The sequence below is a fragment of the Pseudoalteromonas sp. MM1 genome, assembly GCF_030296835.1.
Lineage (GTDB): Bacteria > Pseudomonadota > Gammaproteobacteria > Enterobacterales > Alteromonadaceae > Pseudoalteromonas.
This window is the reverse complement of the sequence record NZ_AP027922.1, coordinates 3,602,084-3,628,993: the sequence shown is the minus strand read 5'-3', so window position 1 is coordinate 3,628,993 and position 26,910 is coordinate 3,602,084. Positions and strand designations below refer to the sequence as shown.

The window sequence follows — 26,910 nt, the reverse complement described above, 5'->3', positions numbered from 1 at the left end:
GGTAATTTAACAGCACACACGCACAATTTGGAGAATGACATGAGAGCTAAAAAGTCCGTCTTAAGCTTGGCAGTCACGTTAGCAATAACAACGGGTTTAGCACTAAGCACGCAAGCACATGCGCAGCAAGAGCAAACAGAGCAACAAGCAGAGCAAAACGATAACGATAAGTTTGAAAAAATTGTTGTTACCTCACAAAAACGAACGCAAAGCCTAAACGAAGTACCGCTTGCGGTGTCTGTACTTAATAGCGATCAGATTGATTCGGCATTTGCTAATAACATGGAAGGCTTACAGTCACTTGTGCCTTCGGTGAGCTTTAGAAAAGGCACCACAACTCGTAACTCAGCGCTAACGGTACGTGGTATTGGTACTATTTCGTTTAGTATTGCAGCTGAGCCAAGTGTGGCAACCGTAGTTGATGGCGTGGTACTTGGCCGCTCTGGTCAAGCCTTTGCCGATTTATACGATGTGTCTCGCATTGAAGTACTGCGCGGCCCACAAGGTACCTTATTTGGTAAAAATGCCTCTGCAGGTGTAGTAAACATTACAACCAAAGATCCTTCGTACGATACCACCGGCAGCGTAGAAACTTCGTTTTATCAAGATAACGAATACCGCTTTAAAGGCGTTGTAAGCGGTGGTTTAACCGACGATTTAGCAGCAAGCTTAACCGTATTTAAAGGTAAGTTTGATGGCTACATTGATAACGTTTACAACAACGAAAAAGTAAACGGCTATGACCGCGAAGGGGCACGTGCTGTATTTAAATACGAGCCAAGCGATGACTTAAACGTTAAATTTATTGCCGAATTTTATAACGCCGACGACGACTGTTGTGCCGATTTAGAAGCCCTACCAAGCGGCCGTAACCCAGATTCGCAAGCCGCGCCAGACAGTAACGGCATTGTTGATGGCGTAGCCGATATAGACCTAGACCAACGTAAAGTGGATCACGACTATGAGTCGCGCACAATTGATGAACACAGTGCGTTTTCGGTACAGGTTGATAAAACTATTGGCGACTACACCTATACCTCAATTACAGCGCAGCGCTCGTGGGATAACACCGAATACCGCGAAGGCGACTTTACCTCGATTGCTGGCGACAGTAACCAACCTGTATTTGGCGTGCCTTTTCAATTACACGATTTAGGTGCCCAGCAGTGGGATCAGTTTTCGCAAGAATTTAGAGTGACCTCAAACCTAGCAGGTCCGTTTAACTATGTGGCTGGTTTATTTTACTGGAACATGGACTCGCAACGTAACTTTACCCGTGACGCGAGTTGTCAAAATAATGCAGGCCAGCTAGACGCTGCCATGGCGTATTACGCGCAAAATAACTTAACCGGTGCAGAGCTTGATGCAGCATTGGCCGATTTAGACACTTACACGCAAAGCCTAGGTGTAAGCTGTAATGCTAACGATATTGTTTCGGCAACCGCATACATGAGCACCGAGTTTAACAACTGGGCAGCCTTTGCCGATGGTACTTACGATTTATCTGAAGACTTACGTGTACTGTTTGGTATTCGTTATACCGACGATGAAGTGTCGTACACACACCGCCGTATCAGCAATGATGAGTTTGGCCGCACCGGTGTAGGTGTACGCTCAGCAGCACTAAATACTGACGAATCAGGCAGTGCAGAAGAAACCAACGTGTCGGGTCGTTTAGGTATGCAATACGATTTAGGCGATGGCCAAATGGTATATGGTACTTACTCACAAGGCTACAAAGGCCCTGGTTTTAACGTGTACTACAACTTTAACCCTGATAACGACAGCCGCGAAATTGCTCCAGAAGAGTCAGACGCGTACGAGTTAGGCTATAAATACGCAAGCCGCGAGTTTGTATTTAACTTTGCTGTATTTAGAACCGAAATTGAAGGTTTTCAAGCCAATAACTTTGACTGTTCAGACGGTACCTGTATTACTCGCTTAACAAACGCGGGTGATGTAAGCACGCAAGGTGCTGAGGTTGACTTTATGTGGGCGGCTACCGATTCACTCACTTTAACCGGTGGCATTGCGTATATTAAAGCTGAAATTGACGAGTTTAATTGTCCGGCAGAAGTAGAAGCAGGCTCATGTACTGACCGCTCTGGCTTAGATGTGCCTTTTTCGCCAGATTTAAAATACTCACTAAGCGCCGATTACTTTATTGAAACAGAGCACGATTTTAATATTCATATTAACGGCTCTTACATTTACACCGACGAGCAATACTCAGACCTACCAAATAATGTAGGCGAGTTTAACCCAGCGGCATTATTACCAGATTACGGTATTTTAAATGCCAGTGTAGGTTTATCGTTTAAAGATGATGCATTTAGAGTGTCGCTTATTGCTAAAAACTTAACCGATGAAAGCTATGCAACAACCTACAGTGGCGATAACTTCCGTTACCAAATTCCGCGTGATGCCGAGCGCTACTTTGGCGTATCGTTTAAGGCGCGTTTTTAATGTTATAAATTTATCCCTGTGAAAATTGTGCTAAGCGCAGCGGTTAACCGCTGCGCTTTTTTTTGTGTCTTAATTTTGTCATGGTTTAGTCATTGTTTTTTAATTAAAAGTACGCTTAGAGGTCACATCTGTTTTCTATAGTGCTGCGGTTACTTATTTGAGGTTCACGCTTCAAGCAAAAACAACAACCACTACACTATGGGAATAATAAAGGATGAAAATTAAACAAGTTGCTGCGGCAGTTGGCTTAACGTTTATGTTAAGTACTGCAAGCCATGCCAATGTATTACCACAAAGCCAAACAGACAATGACTGGTATACAAATGCCCAAACCACACTCGCCACAAAAACTGCGCTTGCACAAAGTGAACAAGCAACAAAAGCTAAAAACGTTATTTTGTTTGTAGGCGACGGTATGGGTGTATCTACCCTTACCGCAGCACGTATTTTACAAGGGCAAAGAGCGGGCAACTTAGGTGAAGAAGGTTATTTAAGCTTTGAAGAGTTCCCGTACTCAGCACAAGTAAAAACATACAACGTAGATGCACAAACACCGGATTCTGCAGGCACCATGACCGCGATGATCTCAGGGGTTAAAACCGATGTAGGTGTTATTGGTGTAGACGAAGACATAGAGCGCGGTGTGTGTTCAACTGTCTCGGGTAATGAGCTGTTAACAGCCACAGAGCTTGCCGAGATTAAAGGCCTAGCAACCGGTGTTATTTCAACAGCGCGTATTACCCATGCAACGCCAGCGGCAACCTATGCTAAATCGGCAGACCGTAACTGGGAAGATATCTCAGACATGCCAGAAACCGAAACCGCCTGTGAAGACATTGCCTCGCAATTAGTTAATTTTGAAAAAAACCTAGAAGCACGTTTTGTAGGTACCGACGTAGACGGCCTTGATTTTGTTATGGGTGGCGGACGTCGTCACTTTTTACCAAAAGATGAAGCAGCTAACTCAGCTGATGCACTTAGCGCGGTAGAAGGCGATCGTACTGATGAACGTAACCTAGTTACTGAATGGCAAACTCAATACCCACAAGGTACTTATGTAATGGACCAAGCAGGCTTTGATGCCATTGCTGACGACGCTACTAAAGTATTTGGTTTATTTAACGAATCGCACATGCAATACGAAGCAGACCGCGCAAACGATATTGCCGGCGAGCCATCACTTAGCGAAATGACCAGCAAAGCAATTGACGTATTAGGTAAAAACGAAAACGGCTTTTTCTTAACGGTTGAGTCGGGCCGTATTGACCACGCACACCACGCGGGCAATGCCTACAACGCACTTAACGACACCATAGAATTTGCTAAAGCCGTACAAGCTGCAGTAGATAATACCAACCCAGAAGAAACCCTTATTTTAGTCACCGCCGATCACAGCCACGTATTTACGATTGCTGGCTACCCTAAACGCGGTAACCCAATTTTAGGTCAAGTAGTTGCCGTAGGTGAAACCACACCAAGCCTTGCTGCCGACGATATGCCTTACACCACAGTAGGCTATGCAAATGGCTTAGGGTTTAGAAATTTAGTTGATGAAACAGATGCCGATGCAGCATATACAACTGGCCCAGTTGCTGGACGTGTAGAGCTTACAGGCGTTGATACTACCAATGTTGGCTTTCACCAAGAAGCCACTATCCCGCTTGGCTCAGAAACGCATGCTGGTGAAGATATTTCGCTGCATGCAAAAGGCCCAGGCGCTCAGCTAGCTCAAGGCGTAATTGAGCAAAACGTAGTATTTCATTTAATTAATCAAGCTCTTGAACTAACTCAGCAATAATGGCGGCTAACATGAACAAATTAACAGTACTTTCTTTAGCAGTAATGGTCGCGCTAGCAGGTTGCAGTGACGACGACAAAGACGAAAATAATATTCTCGCGGTAGATAACACCATTGCAGTAGGCTCAGAGCAATGTGTTAATGGCGGTGTAGAAACTCAAACCGGCGTAGATACAAACGGCAACGGCGTGCTAGATAGCGACGAAGTTACCTCTTCTAATTTAGTATGTAATGCACCTGCTACATCACTTACCAGCGAACAACTTGCATCTCTAACAAGCAACGCATGGTTTAGCGGGGCACAAGAGCAACTTGCACAAGCGCAGCAAGCCAGTGAAAATATAGTTACCGAGTCGGGCAAAGCAAAAAACGTAATATTATTTGTGGGCGATGGCATGGGTATTTCTACCGTAACAGCTGCGCGAATTTTAGCAGGCCAGCTTGAAGGCGGGTTAGGTGAAGACTACCAGTTAAGCTTTGAAAAAATGCCTTACTCAGGTTTTGTTAAAACCTACAACGTAGATGCACAAACGCCGGATTCAGCAGGGACAATGACGGCAATGGTATCAGGTGTTAAAACTGATGTGGGCGTAATTGGTGTAGATGAAGACATTGAACGCGGTAACTGCTCAACGGTAGCAGGCAACGAACTCGTTACCTCGTTAGAGCTTGCTGAAATAGCGGGTAAAGCAACCGGCCTTATTTCAACCGCACGTATTACCCATGCAACACCTGCAGCAACGTATGCTAAATCGGCTGACCGTAACTGGGAAGATAACTCAGATATGCCAGAGGGCACAGAAGCCTGTGAAGATATTGCATCGCAACTAGTAAACTTTGAAGCCAACTTAGAGTCGCGTTATACGGGTATTGATGTAGATGGCATTGATGTTGTAATGGGCGGCGGACGTCGTCACTTTTTACCAAAAGATGAAGCAGCAAACTCAGCCGATGCAGTAAGCGCAGTAGAAGGCGACCGTACTGATGGCCGCAACCTAATAACCGAGTGGCAAACAGCTTACCCAAGCGGTACATACGTTATGGACCAAACCGGTTTTGATGCAATCAGTGACGATGCCACTAAAGTATTTGGCTTGTTTAACGAATCGCACATGCAATACGAAGCCGACCGCGCAAACGATGTAGCGGGCGAGCCTTCACTTAGCGAAATGACCGAAAAAGCAATCAACGTGCTTGATAACAACGACAATGGCTTTTTCTTATCGGTAGAAGCGGGGCGTATTGACCATGCGCACCATGCGGGTAATGCCTACAATGCCCTAAACGACACCGTAGAGTTTGCAAAAGCTGTGCAAGTGGCAATGGAAAACACCAACCCAGAAGAAACGCTCATAGTGGTTACTGCCGATCACAGCCACGTATTTACTATTGCAGGCTACCCTAAACGTGGTAACCCAATACTAGGTAAAGTTGTTGCCGTAGGGGAAACCGAGCCAAGCCTAGCTGCCGACGATATGCCGTACACCACAGTTGGCTACACCAACGGTGGCGGCTTTAGAGATTTAGGCGATGAAACCGATGCCGATGCAGGTTATGCATTTGCACCTGTTACAGGGCGTGTAGATTTAACCGATGTTGAAACAACTGCACCGGGCTTTCACCAAGAGGCACTTGTACCACTTGGCTCAGAAACTCACGCAGGTGAAGATGTTGGCGTATACGCCATGGGCCCAGGCGCTCATTTAGTAACAGGCACAAATGAGCAAAGCTTTTTATTTCATGTAATGGACTTTGCGGCAGACTTAGTAACTACCGCTGATGAAAAAGTAACGCCGTAAGTCATTTAATACGTACGCTCAGCATATAAAGTACGTATAAAAAATCGAGTATTTAAAAACAACTCGTACTCAGTGCGAGTTGTTTTTTTATGTCATAAAAATGCCACTGTAAATGGGTATGGTAATGCTTATTACAGTGACGTTTAAATAAGAGATAATTTAATGAAACTCGCATTATTTTTAATGGCAACCCTTGCCAGTACCAGCACCCTAGCCCAGCAATGTAAAATTGATAGCGCGCATTTAAAAGCCGACTATAAAATTACTAATACTCACAACCATGAGCAAAGTACACAGTCACTAACGCTTTGGCGCAATAACTCGCAAGTTGCGCATCAGCGTGAGGTAATTACTGAGCTTTGGCAGCACTTAGCTAACAAACAAATTCGCCCAATTCGTTATTTTAATGCTCAGCAACGCGGTATTGAGTATCAGCCATCTGAGGTACGCGGTGTACAAAGTTGGAGCGCTAAAAATCAGCTGGTGGATGCGCATTTAATCGAAAAAATGACCCTTTTAAACACCCAAGGCACAGGCTGCGATGAAGTAAAAAACTACGCACTTACCGAGGGCGACAACCAATTTAAACTCGCTTTATTTACCCAATCGAATTTGGTTAAAAGCTTTAGCGTAACCAATAAAAAAAGCCACACTCACACTGCGCTTAACCTAAATGATGTAAGCAGCAATAAAGCAGAAATAACCGCACAGTTTGCCAAGTGGGATCGATTTCAAACCACCGACTACGCCGACATAGGTGATAACGAAAACGACCCGTTTTTAGCAAAAATGATAAACCTAGGTTTTATAGAGCACAGCGCAACGGGGTTTTATAACCAGCAAGGTAAAGCGATTCAAGGCGGACACCACCACTAGGTTTTAGTGTTTTTTAAACGTAGTAGCTCATAGTTGGAAGAATGACAGGCGGCTATGAGCTACAAGTAGGTATTAAAAAGTAGGTTAATTTAAGCCATTCCCGCCCAAGTAATACTGCAAACACTTTCCTATTTTTATAAAACACACACCATCAGCCGCATAATATTTATATTTAGTATTTTATTTGTTTTATTACTATCTGGGTGTGATTTTGAAGTACTTGGAGCTGATGAGATATTTGGTACACAAAACTTTGTATCTGCTATTTCTCTCATTGAACTACATAAAACCCGCAATGGGGTATACCCAAACACTTTAGCTGAACTGGGTTTTTAGATGATTGGGATGGTATTTAGTTGTCCGCTGTTAAATATGAAAAATGATGACGGTTACAATTTATACATTGAAAGAGACTGGGCTGGTAAGCCCTCATTAGAGTTTCCTGTGAGGCTCAAGCAAGGTCTAGGTATTAAAGAAACCAATATAAAATGGGTAAAAAATTAATTACCAAAGTTACAACAATTACCTATAAGGAGTTTGCGTTGAGAACACGTATTATGAATGTTATCGTTAGCTATTTACTTAAACACAAGACTTAATTGTGCGCTAAAAAGCGTTCTATATGGACATAACAATGCTCAAATCTATTACTGTTACTAAAAAGAATTATACCGACTATGCTGAATTTATAATAAAAAAGTTGTGTGCGCCTAAAGATAATAAAGGCTTAGGGTTTATAAAAAATATGATTGTATGGTTTGTGTTAGCCTTTGTTTTAATGACTTTTTTTCAGGCTGAGTCTATTCGCCTTTCTGACTTTCATTGGCAAAGTGGGTTAATCGTAGCAGTGCCTTTTTTAATATTAATTATTGTATTTTTATACAATAATCAGAAGTTAAAAAAGCAATCAATCCCCAATGAAAATGGCGTAATGATTGGCAATAAAACAATTGAGTTTCAAGCTGATGGCATTTGCGAAACTAATCACCTAGGAAGTTACTTTTATAAATGGCAAGCCGTTGAAGCAATAGAAGAAAATAAAGGCGACTTATATATATTTGTAGATAAGCTATTGGCTTTAATAATCCCCGCGAGCGCTTTTACAAGCGAAGCCGAAAAAGAAGACCTAAAAGATTTAATTAAAGCTCATATCTAGTAATGCGTTACTTTATGAATATTTACAAAGCTTTAGCGCTTATTTTAATGCTTATACCTATTTCATCAATGGGAAGTGAAAATCATGCTAACAGTACCGATGAACAACGAGATAAGTACCTAGAGCATAGAGCTGCTTGGGAGAAGCTGCTAAAAGAGCGCTATGAAAATGAGTTAAAGCACAACCCACCAAAACCCCCTTGGATTAAATTTCCAGATTACCACCCAAGCGAAATTTTTTGGAGAATGGGTGAAGGAGAAAGCTACATTAATGACTATTTCTCTACCTATTTTCAGCATGCCTCTAAGGTTGAAATAAATGCTTATAAGATTAAATATCCTGAACACTCAGATTGGCGAGGAATATATAAGCGTTTTGAACACTAGCTAAAGTACGGCTATGTTTTTAGGTAACTTATTTGAGTGCGGTATTTATTTAAAGTGCTATTAACTCATACTAATAGCACATATCAATTTTTAGACACTACTCCAAATGAGAATCATCAGCCTTCTTAGGCCTATCAGCTAGCTCTGTTAGGCCGTCTTCACAGTCGCCGTGTTCGCAGGTATTTAAATCACTTTGTGCCTGTTTATCTTGCTGCAGTACTTGTTTTAAATCTTCCATGCGTTGGCGCACGGCTACGCCGTAGCTTGCGTCGTCGCCCCACAGCTCGGCAAGTTGCAATACAGCAGCGCGGTCGTGGTCTCTAAATAGTTTACCGGCGCGCTGGGCATCTTGTTTATTGTTACCTAACAGCTCTAACGCATCTACCGCTAAGTTAATAGCTGAGTCGACTGTTTCACGGTTAAAGGCATCTACTTTTAAGTTAAGCATTTGATACGCATGGCGACGGTCGATTGCGCGGGCAACAATTTTAAGGTGTGGGTAGTTTTTATGCGCAAGTTTAATAATCTCGAGGGTTTTATCTGCATCGTCTATTGCGACTACCAACATTTGTGCCGTGTGTGCGCCTGCGGCTTCAAGCAGTTCTTGGCGTGCGGCATCACCATAAAATACGGTATTACCAAAGCGGCGTAGGAGTTCTATTTGGCTTGGGCTGTGATCAAGTACAGTAATGTCGTAGCCTTGCGCGTGCAGTAAACGCCCCATAATTTGCCCAAAGCGTCCGTAGCCCGCAATAATTACGTGTTTTGCGCTACTAATTTGCTCGGGCTTATCAAACTCAGGTGCGGTGCTGTTACTGCGTTTTTGTATTTGCTCGTAAACCATTAATAACAGTGGGGCAACCAGCATAGAAACAGCAACCACTAATGTCACTAGGCTTGTTTGCTCTGGCGTTAAAATGCTTAATGTAGTGGTTACGCTTAATAGTACAAAGGCAAACTCACCACCTTGGGCAAGCGCTAAAGCAAACAGTAAACGCTGCTTTTTACTAATATTAAAGGTAACGGCAAGGGCAAATAAAATACAGGCTTTTATAACAATTAGTAGGGCAACGAGTGCAATCACAGTAGTAAACTCATCAGCCAATAATTCAAAGTTGATTGATGCGCCTACGGTTATAAAAAATAGCCCTAACAGTAGCCCTTTAAAGGGTTCTATATCGGCTTCTAGTTCGTGTCTAAATTCGCTTTCGGCAAGCACTACACCGGCTAAAAATGTACCGAGTGCCGGAGATAAACCAATACTTTGCATCACTAGCGCTATGGCCACCACTAAAAACAGTGCAAAAATAGTAAATATTTCGCGCATGTGCGTTTGCGCTATATATCTAAATAACGGTGCCGACACATACTTACCGCCAGCAATAATGGCGGCGATAACCGCGATTGATACACCCACTTGTTGCCATACCGGCCAGCTTGCAATAATGGAGTCGCTAATGCCTTTTGAGCTACTTTGCGGTGCAAATGCCAGTAGCGGCAGTAGCGCTAAAATAGGAATAATGGCGATATCTTGAAACAGTAAAACCGAAAACGCATTTTGCCCGGCTTCTTGTTTTAGCCAGCCTTTTTCTTCAAGGCTTTGCAGCACAATAGCGGTTGATGAAAGCGCCAGCATTAAGCCAATCGCGAGGGCGGTTTGCCAGTGCATGGCAAAAAACCAGTAACAAAACGCAAAAATAGCCGCGGCGGTAAGTACGACCTGCAAGCCGCCAAGCCCTAATATTGAATGGCGTAGCTTCCATAAACGGGCGGGTTGTAGCTCAAGGCCCACCAAAAATAGCATCATTACTACGCCAAACTCGGCAAAGTGCATTACATCAGTTTGATCGCCCACAATACCTAAGGCGTAAGGGCCAATAAGTATGCCTGCAATTAAATAACCAAGTACCGAGCCAAGGCCGACTCGCTTGGCAATAGGTACAGCCACTATGGCCGCCGCTAAGTAAATTAAAGCTATTTCTAACACGCGTATATCCTAATAACATCAAGGCTTTTAGCATGGCTTAGTGGCTTTAAAAATACAATGGGTCATGTGGCTGAAAATGGATCATTTAGTCATAATTAATCGGCTACTTTTACTGGGCCGCTAATATTATCAATGCTTACATCGCCTGAGCCCGATTCGGTAATGGTAAGCCCTTTAGCATGATTTACACGAATATTGCCCGAGCCATCTTCAATGGTTACGCTTGCTTGCACGTGCTCGATAACTAAATCGCCAGAGTTATCGTCAACATCAACCGCGCCATTAATGTTATTAATGGCAATGCTGCCTGAACCGTCTTCAACAGTTAAGGTGCCGCGCACATTGCTAATGCGCATATCGCCCGAGCCATCATCAATAACCGCATTACCGTTCACATTATTAATATTTACGCTGCCTGAGCCATCGGTAAGTGCTAAGTTACCCGTGATGTTTTCAAGGGTTATATCGCCAGAGCCATCTTCAATGGTGAGGTTTTTAGCGCTGTTTATAGATAAGCTACCTGAGCCGTCTTCTACATTAATATTATTTTGCATTGCGCTTATAACAATGTCGCCAGAGCCATCATCAATATCTAAATTTAGATTGCTTGGCACGGTTACAACTACATCTATATGTGGAGATTGGCCGCTGTAAAAGTTAATGCCATTTTGGCTTTTATTTTGGGCAACAAGGTTTGCCTGTTTTCCGTTTTGCTCAAGGGTGAGTGTGTATTCGTCTGCAATGTCGGCTGTGTAAATTGTGGCATCTACACTTATGCTGGTGGCATTAGGCGAGCCTTTAATTTCAAGTGAGCCTGCACCGCTCAACACATTTAAGTATTCTAGATTATTGCTGGGCAGTGAAAGCTGCTGAGTTTGTTTTACTGACGCAACGCTTGGCGATATATGAAATACACAGCCGCTTAATAATAAAATGCCACCAATAAGTGAAAGTGGTTTTGTAATGTTAGATACAGTTGATGAGCTCATGCTTAGTCCTTTGTGTTTGTTATTTATGCTTGTTTTGTATAAGCATAGTAGAGCAAAAACGAGACCAACTATAAGTTATTGATTTTATTAAGGTGATAGGTATGTTTAAAACGCTGGTTTACTAATGATTGGTTAAAAACACTAAAAATTAGCAAAAAGGATGCACATGGCATCCTTTTTAAGTATTTGCTTTTAGGTTAATTATTAAAAGCTGTAAGTAATGTTACCGTATAGGAAACGCCCGTCTAATCCGTACGGTGCATATGGCGTGTACGGGAATATTTGGCCAAAGTCAGAGTAACCAATGTTATCTACCGTTGCTTGTGGGTACTGATCGAACAAGTTGTTTGCACCTACTGCAAATTTCCAGTATTCGTCTGGGCGGTAGGCAACTTCTAGGTCGGTGATCCATTTAGGGTCTATGTACTCATCGCGATCGGCTGTGGTTGAAATATCAGCCACTTCACCGTAGCGTGTTGCACGAAGAGTGGTTTGCCATTCGTTAAAGTTCCACACTGCTGATAGGTTCCATTTGCTATCTGGCGTGCCTTCTTCAAATCGGCCTACTTCGCGGCGTGCAAATACCACGTAGTCATCGCCTAGTGAGTTTAACTCGCTTGGGTTGTCGTCTACGTGCGTTACTTCGGTATCGTTAAAGTTAGCCGCTACGTTTAAGCGTAAGTCACCTAAATCGCTTAAATCTAAGTTATAGGTAGCAACAATATCAACACCTTGTGTGCGCGAGTCGATAGCGTTAGTAAAGTAACGTACGCTTTCTGTATTTAGCTCGCCGGCATTTTGCAGTATTTCTACTACGGCATCGCCCTCAAGGTTTTCAGACAATACAATACGGTCATCAATATCAATGCGGTAGGCATCTACAGTTAGGCTAAAGCTGCCTTGTGTGTACATAAAGCCCGCTGTTACGTTTACAGATTCTTCTGCATCAAGTTGCTCTGCACCAAGGGCTTGCGCTGCTGCTGAATCGGTAGGGAATAAACCTACTTCAAACGGTTGGTTGTTCTCAAGTACGGTAGAAATTTGACGGTACGAGCTTTGCGCAAGTGATGGCGCACGGAAACCTGTGCTAATTGCACCACGTAGCGATAGGTTTTCGTTAATGCTGTAACGCGAGGCAAGTTTAGATGTAAACGTATCGCCAAAGTCGGTGTAATCTTCGTATCGACCCGCTAAAACTAAGTTCCAATCTTCTGTTAGGTAAGTATCAAACTCAACAAACACGGCTACGTTATGGCGGCTCTCATCGGTTACGCTTTCAGGGCCAAAACCCGCTAATACTTGTGCGCCACCGGCTGCAATTGGGTTACCGTCGCTATCAAGGGCAGTAATGTAAGAGGCTTCTTCGCCTTGCTCAATTTTGTAGCTTTCGTGGCGGTACTCTGCACCTACAGTGAAAAATACGTCATCAGGTAAGCCAAAATCAAGGGTGGTATTTGCTGTGGCGTTAACTAAAAATTGATCATAAACCAATGCACCGTTGTCAAATTCGGTTGGGCTGTCGGCACCTAGTGATGTATTAATACTATTTACAACGCCAAAGCCAAAGTCGTTTCGGCCGTAGTTGGTACTTACATCCCATGTCCACTGGCCAGTTTCGCCTTGTAGGCCTAGGGCAAATGAGTAATCTTGTACGTCGGTTTCAATTTGCGGTAAAAAGCCGTCAGGGTACACTTCTAACACGTTGCGGCTATCTTTTGCACGGCGGTAAAAACCACCTGAGTTACCTTCGCGTTTTGAGTAGCTACCAAACGAGTAAAGGTTGTAGCCGTTATCAAAATCGTAACCCATGTTGTAAAACAGTGCGTAGTCTTCAAGTTCTGCTTTACCAAAACGGTGGTTATAACGGTCGATGGTAAATTCGCGTGGGTCTAGGCTGCCATCTTCTAGGCGGTCGTATTGCTCGCGCGGGTCAAAGCCTGAGCGCTGTGTAGAGTCGTTATCGCGGTACTCAATAGATACGTTTACAAAGCCGTTATCTAAAAGCTCAAATCCTGAGTTTGCGCTAATTGTACGACTTGCGCCGTCGTTTACTTCGCGGTCGGCGCCGGTATTAAAGGCAAGGTTGCCATCGGCATCTGCGTAGGTGCTTTCTAGCTGTGGTACACCTGCCATTTGGGTGTCGTACTCGCCGTAGGTTACGCTTACACTGCCGCCTTCTGAGGCATCTTTAAGTACAATGTTAATTACACCGGCAATGGCGTCTGAGCCGTACTGCGCTGCTGCGCCATCACGTAGTACTTCTACGCGTTTAATGGCTGAGGTTGGGATCATGTTTAAGTCAACAGCGGTAGAACCACGGCCAACAACACCCGCTAAGTTTAATAGCGCGCCAGCGTGGCGACGTTTGCCATTAATAAGCACTAGGGTGTGATCGGGTGCTAAACCACGTAATACAGCAGGTTTAGCGTGGTCTGTACCATCACCCATGGTGGCGCTTGGGTAGTTAAAGCTAGGTACTTGGTTGGCCAGTATTTGGCTAATTTCTAGCTGACCTGTGCTTTGCATATCACCACTGGTAATAATATCTACAGGTACGGTACTTTCGGCAATACTGCGCAGGCTTCTGCGGGTACCGGTAACCGAAATCACTTCAATACTTTCTTGTGCTTGAGTGTCTTGTTCTGCAGCAAATGCAGGAGAATAAGACGCGCCAAGCGCAGAGGTAACGGCCAGGCTAAGTGCTACTTTTTTGGCTGATAATTGCTTTAACATGATGTTGATTCCCTTAAGGGCTGCTAACTATTGATTTTTCAAAGGAGCGCATAATATAGAAGGCACTACCTGTGTGCAAAGATAAAAACTGTCTAAGTTATTCTAAGTTGTTAACAACTAAAGTGACAGTTTACGCCCGCTATAGACGTTTAGATCGCTCGAGTTGCAATCTTGTGTCGAATGGTTACGAATTCAAGGTAAGTTGTAGGTTTTTTTGAAAAAACAAAAAGGCCAAGTTAAAAACTTGGCCTTAATTTATTGTGTAAATTGCGTGAAAAAATTATTCAGGCGCTACTTCTAACGTTGTGAATAAAGCATAACGACCGGCATCTACGCCTTCTTCGTTTACTTTAACTTTGTTAGAGGTTTCGATTAGGTATAGGCCTGGCTCTTTCCAGGTTGTGCTAAACATGCCGTTTTTGTCGGTTGTTACTTTTACTTCGCCACGTTCGTTACGGTAGCGTGTATCGCCTTTTAAAATGCTTACTTCAATGCCTTCGCCTGCTGGCTTGCCATCTTGTAGTAATTGAAAACGCGCTTGCTCGCCAACAAATAAATCGTTTGGATGCGTTGGGCCGCTAAGCTCAAGGCCTAAACCAAGTTGTGCAGGCTTAGAAGTACCGTTACGGCTTACAAATGTATCTACTGTAGAAATAACCTTAGTTGTGGTTACATCTTTGGCATTGCTTGGTAATTTAGCTTCTGACTTTTTACCAAATACGCGTTTGCGCTTGCCTTCTTCGTTTTTGTAGAAGGTCATGTACATTGGCTTTTGCGTCATGGCAATGTGGTAAGTACCTTCTTCTTTTAGGCTCACCGCCGCAGAGCTTTTACGCTTTAGGTAATAAGCACGAATGGTCTCAGGTACTTCTTCACCGTTTGGTGCAAGGGCCATTAATAGTGTGTCGTCGTACTCTGCGCCTTTTTCTTTTGGTTTAAAGGCTTTGTCGGGTGCAAATATTTCGTTAGAAATACTCGCGTCAATCATTACGTAGTGCGCTTTGTCACCAGATAATGACGTGTGCGAAGGTAATAGCCAACGCCCATGTGCACTTGCCGATGTAGATACCAGCGCCGATAAGCTAAGAGCGCCAATTAGAGCCGTTTTTAATAAATTAATTTTCATTGTATTTCCTTAAATTCAAATGATTAAGTAGCAGCTACTTAGTGCTTACGGTGACAAAACTGGTTGAAAATTCTTTTTTACCTTCAATGGTCACTTTTCCTGCTTGCGATAAATCAAGCTCTACGCGGCTGTAATCACGGCCGCCTTCTTCACGGACAACCTCAATGTTTAAAAGGTATTTGCCAGGTTTTACGGCATTGCCGTCTAAATCTTTACCTTGCCAATCTATGGTGTAAGTACCCGCACGCTTAGTTGCACCGCTTATGCCGTCAAAGTTAATGTCGGTTTTACCCGCTTTACGCCACCATTGGCGCAAATCTTTAAACCATTCTGCTTTTTGAACCCATAGCGCAAGCGTCGTTACGTGTTTACGCTTTGGCGTTTCTAGCCAAACAGCTACGTATGGGCGGTGGTAAGGTTGTACGTCTAGATCGGGTAGGGTTAATTCAATCTCTAGCTGTGGCGTTTGTGCCTGCGCCGTTGTTTGAAATAATGCGGCAACCATTAATAGTGCTGCACTTAGTACCGTACTTACTTTTAACATTAAGACACTCCTTTAATTTGTGGCACCCAACATAGGTAAATAACCAAAGGCGTGGCTACGCCGAGTAGTGTTATCCATACGCCAAGGTTACGTTTTTTTCTGTTTTGAAATAAAATTATCATGCCGGTGATGGAAAAAATAATCATCAACACCGCTGAAATATCAATTACCCAGCTCCATACTTCACCGCTGTGACGGCCCTTGTGTAAATCGCCAATCAGGCTTAAAAAACCACCGGTTTGGTAATCTAAATTTAGCTCGCCGGTTGTAAAATCAAGCTCTGCGTAAGCAAAGCCGGCGGGTAGGGGGTAGTCCAGCATTACCAGCGCGTCTTCTTTTTCCCACTCAATACTTTTAACTTTAGTTAACGCATATTGCTCAGCAAGAAAGGCTTCTATGTCTGGATAGAGGGTGGGTAATGTATCTAGTTGGGTATTAGCTTTAGTAACTAATTCTGCTGGTATAGCCGCAGTTATTTGCCCATTATTTTTATCATTTTTAAGCCAGTCAACATGGTTGAGAACAATGCCGCTAACACAAAATAAAATAAGCAAAAAAAACAAAGCTGTAGAAATATAAATATGGAGCGCGCGGCTTGTGCTGTACAAAGCCCGCTTATTAATAAACGCCATAAAAACAGTAATTAAGTTAAAGTTACAATATGATAATCATTTGCATTAACTATTACAAATTTACTTACTTAACTTTACATTAAAAAGTTATTGGCAAAATAGTGAGTGTACGCAAAAAGCGCGGTTATTTAGCGCTAGGCGGGTGTGAGGGCCTTAAAATTAGGTAAATCATAACGGCTATTTCAATTACACCAACAAGGTAAATTACCCAAACAGGGGCGCTCGAGTAAAGCAAAAACACAAAGCCAATTAACATACCAATCGCGGCGTAGCATTTTGCTTTTACAGGCACCACTTTATGCGCTTGCCATTGTTGTAAGGTAACGCCGTAGCGAGGGTGGTTAAGTAGCCAGTGTTCAAGTGCAGGGGAAGAGCGAGTAAAGCAGGTAAGCGCTAAAATAAAAAAAATGGTGGTAGGCATAACGGGCAGCACAATACCAATAATGCCAAGGGCCACTAACAGTAACCCCAGTGCTTTAAGCCATAAGTTTTTATAACAAATAAATACTGCTTTTATATTCACTTAGGCTCTTTTAAGTAATGGTTGTTAGTTAGGATTGTAGGCCAAATAATTATAAAATCGAACCCTATAAATGCAAAAAAGGGCAAACTTAGTTTGCCCTTTTAAAATACTAATTATGCTTTAGTTATTTAGAAGTAGTAACCTACGTTGATGTTAAAGCGACGTTCTGTGTCGCCATCACCAATAATTGTTCCGCCAATAAATGGTTGGTTACGCGCTTGAATAAAGTCAAAGTACGTAAATAATGCACCGGCCGATACGCTCATGCCGGTTACGTTCATCCATGTATCTGCACTGTCGTCAGACTTGTCGTAAATAATGCCGTAATCGTTGTAAAACTGCACGTCTGTTACTGGGCCTAAATCAACCGATAGGTCGTATGCTACGTTAAAGTTAGTCATTGTGGCTTCGCTTGATACGGTATCGTAGTAATCAAATGCGCCAACTACAAAGCGGTTGCTGTTGTCGTCTAGGTCGTAGTCGTATTCGCCGTGCTGAAATTGAATATTCCAGTTATTAATTTGGCTATTTACATGAAACGCCCACGCGCCGTAGTTACCCGCACGGTCGTTACCGTCGTGCAAACCACCGCTTAGTAGTGATACGCCAATATCGGTTTTAGCGTTTTCGCCATGCTCAATTTGATACACTGTACGACCAGCAAAGGTGTTGTATTCACCAAGGCGAGAACCTGGGGCGTCGTATGTGCCTTCGGTTGTTGCACGGCTGCCTACAATATCGAAAGAGTAACGTTCGTTAACTTCTGAGCTGCCATCAACACCACCTACTTCATCATTTTTGAAAAAGCCCAGATCTAGTTTCCAGTTGTCTTTAAGTTTGCGGTTTACTGTTACACCTAAATCAAAGTCGTCTTCTAGGCCAACATAGTAGTTAGTGCTAAAAAAATAGCTGTGTGAGTTGTATGGGCCGTTACCAAACGGTACAGGTGCAATACCGGCTTGCGCTTCCCAGCCATCTGTAAACTCGTAACCTAAGTATGCATACTTAACAATGGTCATGTAATCGTAAAAACGAAAATCACCATTTACAGAAATATCGCTAATTTCGCCCGATAGATTAAGGCGAAATACTTCAAAGTCTAAATCGCCGCCACGGTCTTGCGTGTCTTCATCGTATGAATTAGTACTGTAGTTAAAGCGTACGGCACCGCCAATTTTAATGCCTTCGTCTTCTTGTTCAGGCGCAGCTTGTGCAACAACAACTTCTTTGTTGTCGGCCTTTTTACTGATTTCGGCAACTTGTTGCTCGTGTTGCTTGTTGATTTGGCTTTGCTTTGACTTTTCATCAGCAAGCTGTTGCTCAAGCAATTGCATTTGTTGCTTTAGTTGCTTTAATTGGCTTTGTAGTGTGTCGAGATCGGCTGCGTGAGCTGTGCTTGCTGCACCGCCAAGCATAAGTGCTAGCGTTAATTTTGAGAGTTTAGTCATTGTTGATGCTCAGATTTTGATTAAAAAATAAAAAATTCAAGGTGCTCAAAAGCCCCTTACGAATGATGTAAGAACTAATTTAAATTTATTTTTTTTATTTTTTATTTATTTGGTGTTTGAGTTAACGCGCCTACCTCTAACAGAGGTGATGCGTCTAACTTATCAGCATCCATCATTGCTGCAACGCGCTGCATAGATGAAAGCAACAAACTTTGCTCCCACTCTGCAAGTGCAGAAAACTTTTCAATAAAGTGTTCTTGCAGTGGCTGAGGTGCTTTTTCTAGTAACTCTTTCCCTTGCTCGGTGAGGTATAAGCTCACTCGGCGTTTATCCATTTGACTACGAACGCGTGTTACAAGGTTTCTGCTTTCTATTCTATCAAGAATATTAGTAACAGTAGCCGGGCTTAAGTTAACATTCTGAGCTATACGGCTTGCCGTTATTCCATCGGTGTGCGCTACTTCTTGCATTATAAGCAATTGTGGGCCTGTTAAACCTGATGTTTTATTTAGCTGCTTAGAATGTAAGTCAATCGCGCGGATTACTTTACGTAAAGAAACTAATAATTCGTCATATTTTTGCATTTGCTTATCTCGTCGATGGGCCAAAGGTGTGCCGTAATCGCGAAATGTTACACATCAAATAAATTGAATTCAAATAATAAATTAAGCTTTAGCCCATGCTCATTGGTTTTTATTAGTTTGAGCAGAAACTAAAATAGTTTAATTTTGTTTAGAATTTATTAAATGTTATTAGCATATTGTTTGCATTGTGGTGCGCACACTACGTATGTTGAGAATAATTGGCAAGTCTTATGGTGTAGACTTTAGTATTATTCATAACAGCTGTTGCTAATTAGTAATTGTTTGTAAGTTAGCTGTGTATGTATTAATCGCCAATGAACAAATTATGCACCCTGAAAAGAGTATAGCGTATACTTTACACATGCATTATTGTTTATATGCACATGTTAAAAATCTTTAATATCAGTATTGTAGGGAAAAACATGAAATTATCGCCATCAGTTAGCATTGAACAAAGCGAAACCGGCCTAGAGTTTATAAATGTAGCGAGCTCAAAGTGTGATGCAAAAATATTTTTGCAAGGCGGGCAAATTACCGAGTTTATTCCAAAAAATAACAAACCACTTATTTGGGTGTCTAAAAACGAGACGTTTCAAGAGGGGGTGAGCATTCGCGGTGGTATTCCTATTTGTTGGCCTTGGTTTGGTAACCATGAAAACCCAAATTGGCCAGCACATGGCATTGCACGTACTAGTTTATGGCAAGCTGACGAAGTGCACGAAAGTGACGAACAAATAACAATTAGCTTAAAGTTACCAATGAAGTTGGTAAATACCACGTACTGGCCACATCAATCGGCTGTAAAGGTTGAGTTTGTTTTAACTGATAAACTACAAGTGCGATTAACAACCACTAATTTAAGTAACACTACATTTAGTTATACTCAAGCGCTGCATACTTACTTTCCTACCTCTGATATTAAAAATACGGTTGTTGATGGTTTGCAAGGCGCGCAATATATTGAATTTGGCGAAGGGCCTTTTGCTCAAAACGAACTAGTTAACTTTACCCGCGAAACCGATATGGTGTACACACAGGCCGCGTTACTGCAGCACATTCATACCCCTGAAGGCATTATTAATGTGAGCCGTGAGAACTCAAGCTCGTGTGTGCTGTGGAACCCATGGATAGAAAAATCTAAGCGTTTATCTAATTTTGCTGACGAAGAATACCTAAGCATGGTGTGTTTAGAAGCCGCCAATGTGTTAGAAGATAACGTGACATTAGAGCCTAAACAAAGCCATACGTTAGTTACTACGATCAGCTGGGCTTAACAGCCAGTAAATAGGAAAGGTACTTAAAATCGTGTTTAATAATCAGCAAGTAATGGATTTACCAAAACATAGCGAAATACAGCTCAACCCCTTGGCCGATAAAGCGTTACTACACGTGCAACTTAATTGGCTGGCGTTTTACATTCCTTTTTGCGCGGTACTGTTTGCTGTTTGTTACTTTAACGAAGCGTTTGCTAACAAAGCACAAACTTACTTGCTGATAGGCGTGCCTATTTTAATATTGTTTTCAATGCTTTATAACGCCGTGAGTATTAAGCTGCAGGGCTTTGCGCTGCGCAATCACGATATTGCGTTTAAAAAAGGGGTTATTTGGCAGCAAATAACTATTTTACCCCTCGCGCGTGTCCAGCATATGGAAATTCACCAAGGCCCCATTGAGCGAAAACTAAAGTTAGCCAGTTTAAAGTTATTTAGTGCCGGCGGGGTCAGTGCTGATTTACAAATAAGTGGCTTAACTCACGAGCAGTGTAAAAATATACGCCAATTTGTGCAAAATTATCGTCAAGACGGCATACCCGCGCAGGTTGAATTAGCCAATGAATAATAGCATTAGCGAGGAGCAAAGTAGCTCACTACATTGGCAAAAAGTGTCGCCTTGGGCGGTGTTGTATTTTGTGGTGTATTTTAGCGTGCGCTTTGTAAAAGACGGGCTTTTAAACCTACTACCCATGCTTGTGGTGTTTGTTACACAAGTAGAAAACAAGTTGTTTTGGGCGCAAGTAGCAGGTGCTATTGCGTTAGTGGTACTGCTAATATATTCAATTTTATATTACATAAATTTTAAATTTTGCATTAGCGACGATCACGAAATTTTGCTTAACAAAGGAGTGTTTAAAAAAGAGCGGCTAACGTTAAAATTTTCGCGCGTGCAAAACGTAAATATTGCTGAGCCCTTTTATTTTACCCCCGTTAATTTGGTTAATTGTATTTTTGATGCCGCAGGCAGCGTAACTCAAGAGGCGGTATTGCCAGGTGTTACCAAAGCCTATGCACAGCAAATGCGTAAACAAATTTTTGCCTTTAAAGCGCAGCAGCAACCTGACGAGCAAACCACCTCAAGCGAGCATTTTGAAGCGGAAAATAGCCTACGAATCAGTAATAAAGAAATTGCTAAATTTGGCTTAATGTCGAACATGGCTATATTAGCAATGGCTGCTATTGCGCCTTTTATAAATGTATTAGTTGATTTTTTAGAGCAGCAAATTATTGCTAAGGTAGAGGGTTTTTATCAGCAAGAGCTTGGCCTACTGGCCAGTGCTGCAACCTTTGCCATGATCACGCTTATTGCCTTACTCGTTTTATTGGCGGTGATGTTGTCGGTAGGCATGTCGCTTATTCGTTTTTATAACTTTGAGCTTTACTTTAAAGGCCAAAAATTTAAACGTATTGCTGGCTTATTAGAGCGCCATCAGCTTTCTATGAGTATGGATAAGGTGCAATCTATAGTTATAAAACAAAACCTAATGGGGCGGTTACTAAAGCGTTTTACCGTTGAGTGCTTGCAAGCAAGTAGCGGCGGTATAGCGGCGGGCGTGGCTGCTAAAAAAAATAAACAAACCTTAGTATTACCCGTTTTAAATAGCGATCAGGTAGATAGCGTATGCCAATGGATTTATCCGTGGTTTAATAGCAAAAAACTGCAGTTTAACGGCGCAGAGCGTGCTCTACTTTATAAAAATTTGAGTTTTTATGCGTTAATTCCAAGCGCTTTTGTGTTGCTAGGGTGCTATTTAGGTAGCTTTAATCTTTGGTTTAGCTTGGGGGTATTGCTGATTTTAGCGGGATTAGTAACACTTGCTTATCAGCGTTATGGTTATTATTTGCATGAAGACAACGGCCGTTTTTACATGGTAGTACGCAAAGGCCTGATAGGTGTGCATTACCGTGTGTTTGAGTTGTATAAAGCACAAAGTGCACGCAGTATTAGTACCTACTTTATGCGCCGCGCAGGGCTTAAAAGCCTGTATATACAACTTGCATCAGGGTTTGCCTTTATGCCCTATATAAAGCAGCAAGATGCTGATTATATAATTGATTTTGCGCTTTATCAGGCAGAGTCAACTGAGCGTAGCTGGATGTAGTTATACCAATCGATTTATACCAACTTGCACAATTAAGTGATCTATTTTGAGGGTGGATAAACGTGTTGATAGCCAGGCAAAAAATTCGCTATTTAGCTGTTCTCGGCAATGGCTCCTGCATTGCTCTACCTTCTGCATCCATGCAGTCGTAAATGAGCATTTTTAACGCAGATAGCGACACGTTTAGCCCCTGAAAATGATTAAATATTATTGCGGATTGGTATTAAATATTTAGCCTTTTCAGGTTGCCAAGTAAAGCGTTAACGGCGTTATAAATACCTCATATAATCAAGGTGTTGCTTAATTTAAAGCTTATAAAATATACACTTTCATAAGCTTTGTTACATTTTTTTACTGCAACATTAGCTGGTTTAATAATACTCTAAGTGGTATCAACCATTTAAAGGATTATTATGAAAAGATCACTCATTGCTGCCTCTTTGCTATTAGCCACACCGACCTTAGCTGCTGATTGGCAAACTATTCATACCGAGCACTTTAATGTGCATTACAGCATCGAAAATGCCGATTATGCTAAATCGACAGCGGCCGAGCTAGAAATAGTGCGCAGTAAAGTGCTTGAGCAGCAAAACCGAGCGCTCGATAAAATAGTTGATGTAGTGGTGTTTGATCCCCTAAATGCGCCTAACGGCTTTGCTTTACCTACTTCTAATAATCCTTTAATGGCGCTTTTTACCACGCCCCCGCAATCAGATACGGTTATTTCTAATATTAGTGGTTGGCAGCAATTACTCATATTACACGAATATATTCACTTAGTGCATTTAGCGCAGCCAACGCGCAATACGTGGCAGCAAAAAATACGCAGTGTGTGGGATATTTACGACTTAACTTACAGTGATATGCCGCGCTGGGTAGCCGAAGGTTATGCAACCTTACTTGAGTCAAAAATGACGGGCCGAGGGCGGCTATTTGATAATTACACCGAAGCTATGCTAATTGAGTTTGCTCAGCAAGGGGCACTGCCTAGCTATAGCCAACTAAGCGCCACAGAGGGCGGTTTTATGGCAGGCTCTATGGCGTATTTAATGGGCAGCCGGTTTTTATATTGGCTAGAGCAAACGTATTCAGCGCAAATGCTTGATGCCGTTTGGACACGTATGCAGGCAGTTAAAAAGCGCGATTTTAACGAGGCCTTTACTGGGATATTTGGCCAAAGTGCGGCTAAGTTATATGGCCGCTTTATTGCGCAATATACCTATAAAGCAATGGCAAAAGAGCAGTCAGAACCTGCGCTTAACAGCGAGCTGTGGTTAAAGCTTAACTTATATGCAAGCAACCCTGCACTTTCAAAAGATGGCAGTAAGCTTGCGATTGTTGAGCGCGATAAAGATAAAAAAACCAAGCTTATTATTTATAGCACGCAGGATAATACTAAAGCTGAAGATGAATTTACAAAAGCACAAAAAGCGCTATTAGAAAACGATGCATTGGATATACCCGATAACGCCCCGAGCGTATTTAAGCGTGAGCAAAAACACGTTTTAAATCAAATTAACCGAGCAGGTATTGCTAATCCACAATGGGTAAATAACAACACGCTTTATTTTAATGCTTATACACGTGAAGAGACGGGTATTTATAACAAGGTGTCTGATATTTTTAGTTATAACACCGAAACCGGAAACGTTGAGCAGTTAACTAAACTTGCTGGCTTACGTCGTTTTACTGTTACAAGTAATGGCGAAACCCTTTACGCCGAGCAAGTACGCGGTGGTTACTCAGAGTTAGTAAAAGTAGATTTAACCACGCAAACCATGACCCCTTTATTTACAAAAAGCTTAAAAACAGCCTACGACTACCCAACTTTAAGCCCTGATGAAACCCAATTAGCTTATGTATCAGCCAATTTAAATGAGAATTGGCAATTGTATATACAAGATATTACCAATAATACTCGCCAAGCCGTGCCTATGCCAAACGGGTATCAATACCTAAGCCAACCCAGCTTTAGCAAAAACGGTGAAAAAATTTACTTTGTAGCCGGCTTAAAAGGATCAACTGATATTTATAGCTACCATATTGCTAGTAGCACATTAACTAAACTTACCCAGGGCCAAGAAGCCGTTGCTCACCCGCTAGAAACAAGCGACGGGGCATTACTTTATTTATCTATTACTGCTGATGGGCCTAATGTAAAGCAGTTACCGAGTACAGCAGAGGGCGAAATAATTACTGATTTAGCACTGGATAATAGTGCGCCACTGCTTTTGGTGGATCAGTACACGTTGCCTAAAGCAAAAATATATAGCGAAAATGTAGGTAAACAAAGCAGCTACGATGTGCTTGATCAGCATGGAAGTTTAGCGCTAGGCGCACAGTATAACTCAGCCGCTACAAGTGCTTTAAATATCAATATTAAAAGCAGTGACTTACTAAAGCAGTTAGACCTTCAAGCGGGCTACAGTGTTGATTTAAATGATGATGCTTTGTACGGTGGGTACGCCCAGGCAAAATACAATGCATTGCCAGTTAAGCTTAAATTGAGTGTATTTGATTATGATTTAAATACCGCAAAGCAATACCAAGCGAGCGAAAATGCAGATCTATCTGCACGAGGTGGTTTTGCAGCCTTAAGTTACCCTATTAAATACGCGGCGTTTAGCCTAACGCCAGAGCTTGCCTTTAACTATACCGATTATAAGCAAGACTATAATAAATGGGCGCGTATAGGCATTACCCAAAGCTGGCAGTACGACCGCCAAGCATTTGCGATAGGGCAAAGTGTTAATGCCCTGTATTACGATGGCAGCAGTAAAAACAATAATTGGCATGGCTACGATTTAGCGGCCAACGTATTTGGTAAAGCGTTTGATGTGCCGCTTTATATTAATTTTACTCAAAAGCAGCGCGACAATAGCAGCTTAGCGCTAGGCGGATTTAGCTCAAGCCTAATTAGCGAGCATCAAAATAGTGAGTTTGTGCTTTCATCAGAGCTGCCATTTTATAGCACCACTGCTGAACGCTACATGGGTTATGGCGGCGGTTTTAGCTTTAAAGAAGGCATGCCGTGGCTTTATTACAAACAGCACCAAGTAGATGATGCGGTATACGCACAAAGTTATGGCTTAAAGTATCAAGGCAATTTTAGCTTTGGTTTAGGCCCAGCCGGTGTGAACGATTTAACCTTCAATATGGGGTTATCGCGCGTAGAGGGCGATAGCTTTGAGGATGAAATGCGCGGCTGGTTTAGCTTTTACTACTCGCTTTAAGTAAATTGCTTTATGTAATAAGTGCATTAGTAAAAGCTGTGTTTAAACTAATTTAAAGTGTTGGTGGTTAATTGTGCTTGTTTAGCGACGCAAGCTTAGCTTGATATACGTTTAGCCTTTCTTTATTGCGCTCATACTGAATGGCTTTTTCAAGCAAGCTTTGTGTTTGCGCTGTGTTACCTTGTTGGTAGCGAATTTTAGCCAGCTCTAAATAAAGCTCCGATATATAAGGGGCTTTTGCAATAGCGAGTTCAAGTTGTTTTTTAGCTTGAGTTATTTTGCCCTGATGTACGTTATTTTTAGCAATAACGAGTAGCTCGTAGGGGTCTTTTTCTTTATCAACAAGCTGGCTTGTTAGGCGATTTTCTAGTGTTTTATCCCCCAACTCTTTTGCTAATATTCGATAATTATTAATTAAATTTATACTTATATCGTTTCTATCAAGCGCGGTTTGGTAAATTATGTGAGCGCTTTTTAAATCGCCTGCACGGCGGTGCAACACGCCGGCTATATTAAAAAGCTCTGTATCGTTTGGGGTAAAGCGGTTAGCTTGCATAATTAAAGAGTAAGCCTTATTGAGATTGTTTTTGGCTAATGCCGCTGCGGCTAAGTTACTATAAAACTTACTGAGTAAATCGTTATACGTCGCACTACCTGAATAAAAGCTGCCACGTGTGGGAAAGTAGTCTATTAACGTGCCAGGGCGGATAAATACAATATAGTTATCATCTGTTTCTTCTTTTGGCGCATAAACTTTGGTTCTAAAGTGATTGGCGATGTAGACTAAATTACCTTCTTTGGCATACACAGGTTCGCTGGTCATTTCTTGAAAGCTGGTATCGAGGCCTAAAAGCGTGGCGTAGCTTTGTGTTAATACAGCTAAACTAATACAGTTGCCTTGTGCGCGTTCAATAACTTGTTTTGATGTTAGTGTATCGCCGTGGTACTTAAAGTTGGTAAGTTGGTTTTCTAGGTAGTTAAAAATAATCTCATCAGCGCGAACTTCATTTAAGCGTTTATGCGCGTATGCTAAAAACTTTTCTTTTTCGGGCTTTGGGAGCTCAAAAATGCTGTGCTCGTTAGGTGTTTTAACCTGCTCAAAAAGAGAGTGGTTAATTACGTGTGTTAGCTGCACCTTTTTAATTGGTGCTGCAGGCGGCGTGCTATTACAGGCAGCTAAAAAAAGGCTAAGTGTAAAAACTAGATATTTCATATATCACCTCACTGTGATTTTTAACATTACAGTGAGGTGAT

Annotated in this window: 20 protein-coding genes; 10 read left to right on the top strand and 10 right to left on the bottom strand. The window is 42.2% G+C overall.

Features of this window, described 5'->3' with window-relative positions:
* Positions 1–39 precede the first annotated feature (39 nt).
* The 6 genes from QUE46_RS16435 (at position 40) to QUE46_RS16410 (ending at position 8,481) form a co-directional block, all read left to right on the top strand.
* Positions 40–2,466 (top strand): TonB-dependent receptor, encoded by a 2,427-nt coding sequence (locus QUE46_RS16435; RefSeq protein ID WP_286245650.1) that lies wholly within the window; start codon positions 40–42, stop codon positions 2,464–2,466.
* A gap of 214 nt (positions 2,467–2,680) precedes the next feature.
* Complete coding sequence (locus QUE46_RS16430; RefSeq protein WP_286245649.1) at positions 2,681–4,264, top strand: alkaline phosphatase; 1,584 nt, start codon at positions 2,681–2,683, stop codon at positions 4,262–4,264.
* Positions 4,265–4,275: 11 nt separating this feature from the next.
* On the top strand, positions 4,276–6,063 hold the full coding sequence (locus tag QUE46_RS16425; RefSeq protein WP_286245648.1) for an alkaline phosphatase: 1,788 nt from the start codon (positions 4,276–4,278) through the stop codon (positions 6,061–6,063).
* A 162-nt stretch (positions 6,064–6,225) separates the two neighbouring features.
* Positions 6,226–6,939, top strand: coding sequence for a hypothetical protein (locus tag QUE46_RS16420; protein WP_286245647.1), 714 nt, complete (start codon positions 6,226–6,228; stop codon positions 6,937–6,939).
* Between the two features lie 634 nt (positions 6,940–7,573).
* On the top strand, positions 7,574–8,095 hold the full coding sequence (locus tag QUE46_RS16415; protein WP_286245646.1) for a YcxB family protein: 522 nt from the start codon (positions 7,574–7,576) through the stop codon (positions 8,093–8,095).
* Between the two features lie 14 nt (positions 8,096–8,109).
* Positions 8,110–8,481 (top strand): hypothetical protein, encoded by a 372-nt coding sequence (locus QUE46_RS16410; RefSeq protein ID WP_286245645.1) that lies wholly within the window; start codon positions 8,110–8,112, stop codon positions 8,479–8,481.
* Positions 8,482–8,578: 97 nt separating this feature from the next.
* Here QUE46_RS16410 and QUE46_RS16405 read toward each other — a convergent pair whose 3' ends face one another.
* The 9 genes from QUE46_RS16405 to QUE46_RS16365 all read right to left on the bottom strand — a co-directional run bounded on the left by QUE46_RS16405 (position 8,579) and on the right by QUE46_RS16365 (position 19,047).
* Entirely contained in the window at positions 8,579–10,468 is a 1,890-nt protein-coding gene (locus tag QUE46_RS16405; protein ID WP_286245644.1) for a monovalent cation:proton antiporter-2 (CPA2) family protein, read from the bottom strand.
* A gap of 95 nt (positions 10,469–10,563) precedes the next feature.
* Positions 10,564–11,457 carry a hypothetical protein gene (locus QUE46_RS16400; protein ID WP_286245643.1) on the bottom strand — a complete coding sequence of 298 codons (894 nt, stop codon included), beginning with the start codon at positions 11,455–11,457 and terminating at the stop codon, positions 10,564–10,566.
* Positions 11,458–11,661: 204 nt separating this feature from the next.
* Positions 11,662–14,190, bottom strand: a complete 2,529-nt coding sequence (locus QUE46_RS16395) for a TonB-dependent receptor plug domain-containing protein (RefSeq protein WP_374761385.1) — start codon at positions 14,188–14,190, stop codon at positions 11,662–11,664.
* Positions 14,191–14,470: 280 nt separating this feature from the next.
* The gene (locus QUE46_RS16390) at positions 14,471–15,316 is read right to left on the bottom strand and encodes a DUF4198 domain-containing protein (protein WP_286245642.1); all 846 of its coding nucleotides are present in this window, start codon (positions 15,314–15,316) and stop codon (positions 14,471–14,473) included.
* Positions 15,317–15,350: 34 nt separating this feature from the next.
* Positions 15,351–15,860, bottom strand: coding sequence for a DUF2271 domain-containing protein (locus QUE46_RS16385; RefSeq protein WP_004586015.1), 510 nt, complete (start codon positions 15,858–15,860; stop codon positions 15,351–15,353).
* On the bottom strand, positions 15,860–16,492 hold the full coding sequence (locus QUE46_RS16380; protein ID WP_286245641.1) for a PepSY-associated TM helix domain-containing protein: 633 nt from the start codon (positions 16,490–16,492) through the stop codon (positions 15,860–15,862). The genes QUE46_RS16385 and QUE46_RS16380 overlap by 1 nt, the downstream gene beginning before the upstream one ends.
* A gap of 124 nt (positions 16,493–16,616) precedes the next feature.
* Positions 16,617–17,015 (bottom strand): YbaN family protein, encoded by a 399-nt coding sequence (locus QUE46_RS16375; protein ID WP_055015526.1) that lies wholly within the window; start codon positions 17,013–17,015, stop codon positions 16,617–16,619.
* A 128-nt stretch (positions 17,016–17,143) separates the two neighbouring features.
* The gene (locus QUE46_RS16370; protein WP_286245640.1) at positions 17,144–18,463 is read right to left on the bottom strand and encodes a carbohydrate porin; all 1,320 of its coding nucleotides are present in this window, start codon (positions 18,461–18,463) and stop codon (positions 17,144–17,146) included.
* A gap of 101 nt (positions 18,464–18,564) precedes the next feature.
* Positions 18,565–19,047 (bottom strand): MarR family winged helix-turn-helix transcriptional regulator, encoded by a 483-nt coding sequence (locus QUE46_RS16365; RefSeq protein ID WP_004586011.1) that lies wholly within the window; start codon positions 19,045–19,047, stop codon positions 18,565–18,567.
* A gap of 422 nt (positions 19,048–19,469) precedes the next feature.
* On the opposite strand from QUE46_RS16365, the gene QUE46_RS16360 reads away from it, so the two are divergent.
* The 4 genes from QUE46_RS16360 (at position 19,470) to QUE46_RS16345 (ending at position 25,656) form a co-directional block, all read left to right on the top strand.
* Complete coding sequence (locus QUE46_RS16360) at positions 19,470–20,321, top strand: D-hexose-6-phosphate mutarotase (protein ID WP_286245639.1); 852 nt, start codon at positions 19,470–19,472, stop codon at positions 20,319–20,321.
* 31 nt (positions 20,322–20,352) lie between these two features.
* Positions 20,353–20,886, top strand: a complete 534-nt coding sequence (locus tag QUE46_RS16355; protein WP_286245638.1) for a PH domain-containing protein — start codon at positions 20,353–20,355, stop codon at positions 20,884–20,886.
* Positions 20,879–22,423 (top strand): PH domain-containing protein, encoded by a 1,545-nt coding sequence (locus tag QUE46_RS16350; protein ID WP_286245637.1) that lies wholly within the window; start codon positions 20,879–20,881, stop codon positions 22,421–22,423. Before QUE46_RS16355 ends, QUE46_RS16350 begins: the two co-directional genes overlap by 8 nt.
* A gap of 413 nt (positions 22,424–22,836) precedes the next feature.
* Positions 22,837–25,656, top strand: a complete 2,820-nt coding sequence (locus QUE46_RS16345) for a hypothetical protein (RefSeq protein ID WP_286245636.1) — start codon at positions 22,837–22,839, stop codon at positions 25,654–25,656.
* A gap of 67 nt (positions 25,657–25,723) precedes the next feature.
* On the opposite strand, the gene QUE46_RS16340 is transcribed toward QUE46_RS16345, so the two are convergent.
* On the bottom strand, positions 25,724–26,869 hold the full coding sequence (locus QUE46_RS16340) for a lipopolysaccharide assembly protein LapB (RefSeq protein WP_286245635.1): 1,146 nt from the start codon (positions 26,867–26,869) through the stop codon (positions 25,724–25,726).
* Between the last annotated feature and the right edge of the window lie 41 nt (positions 26,870–26,910).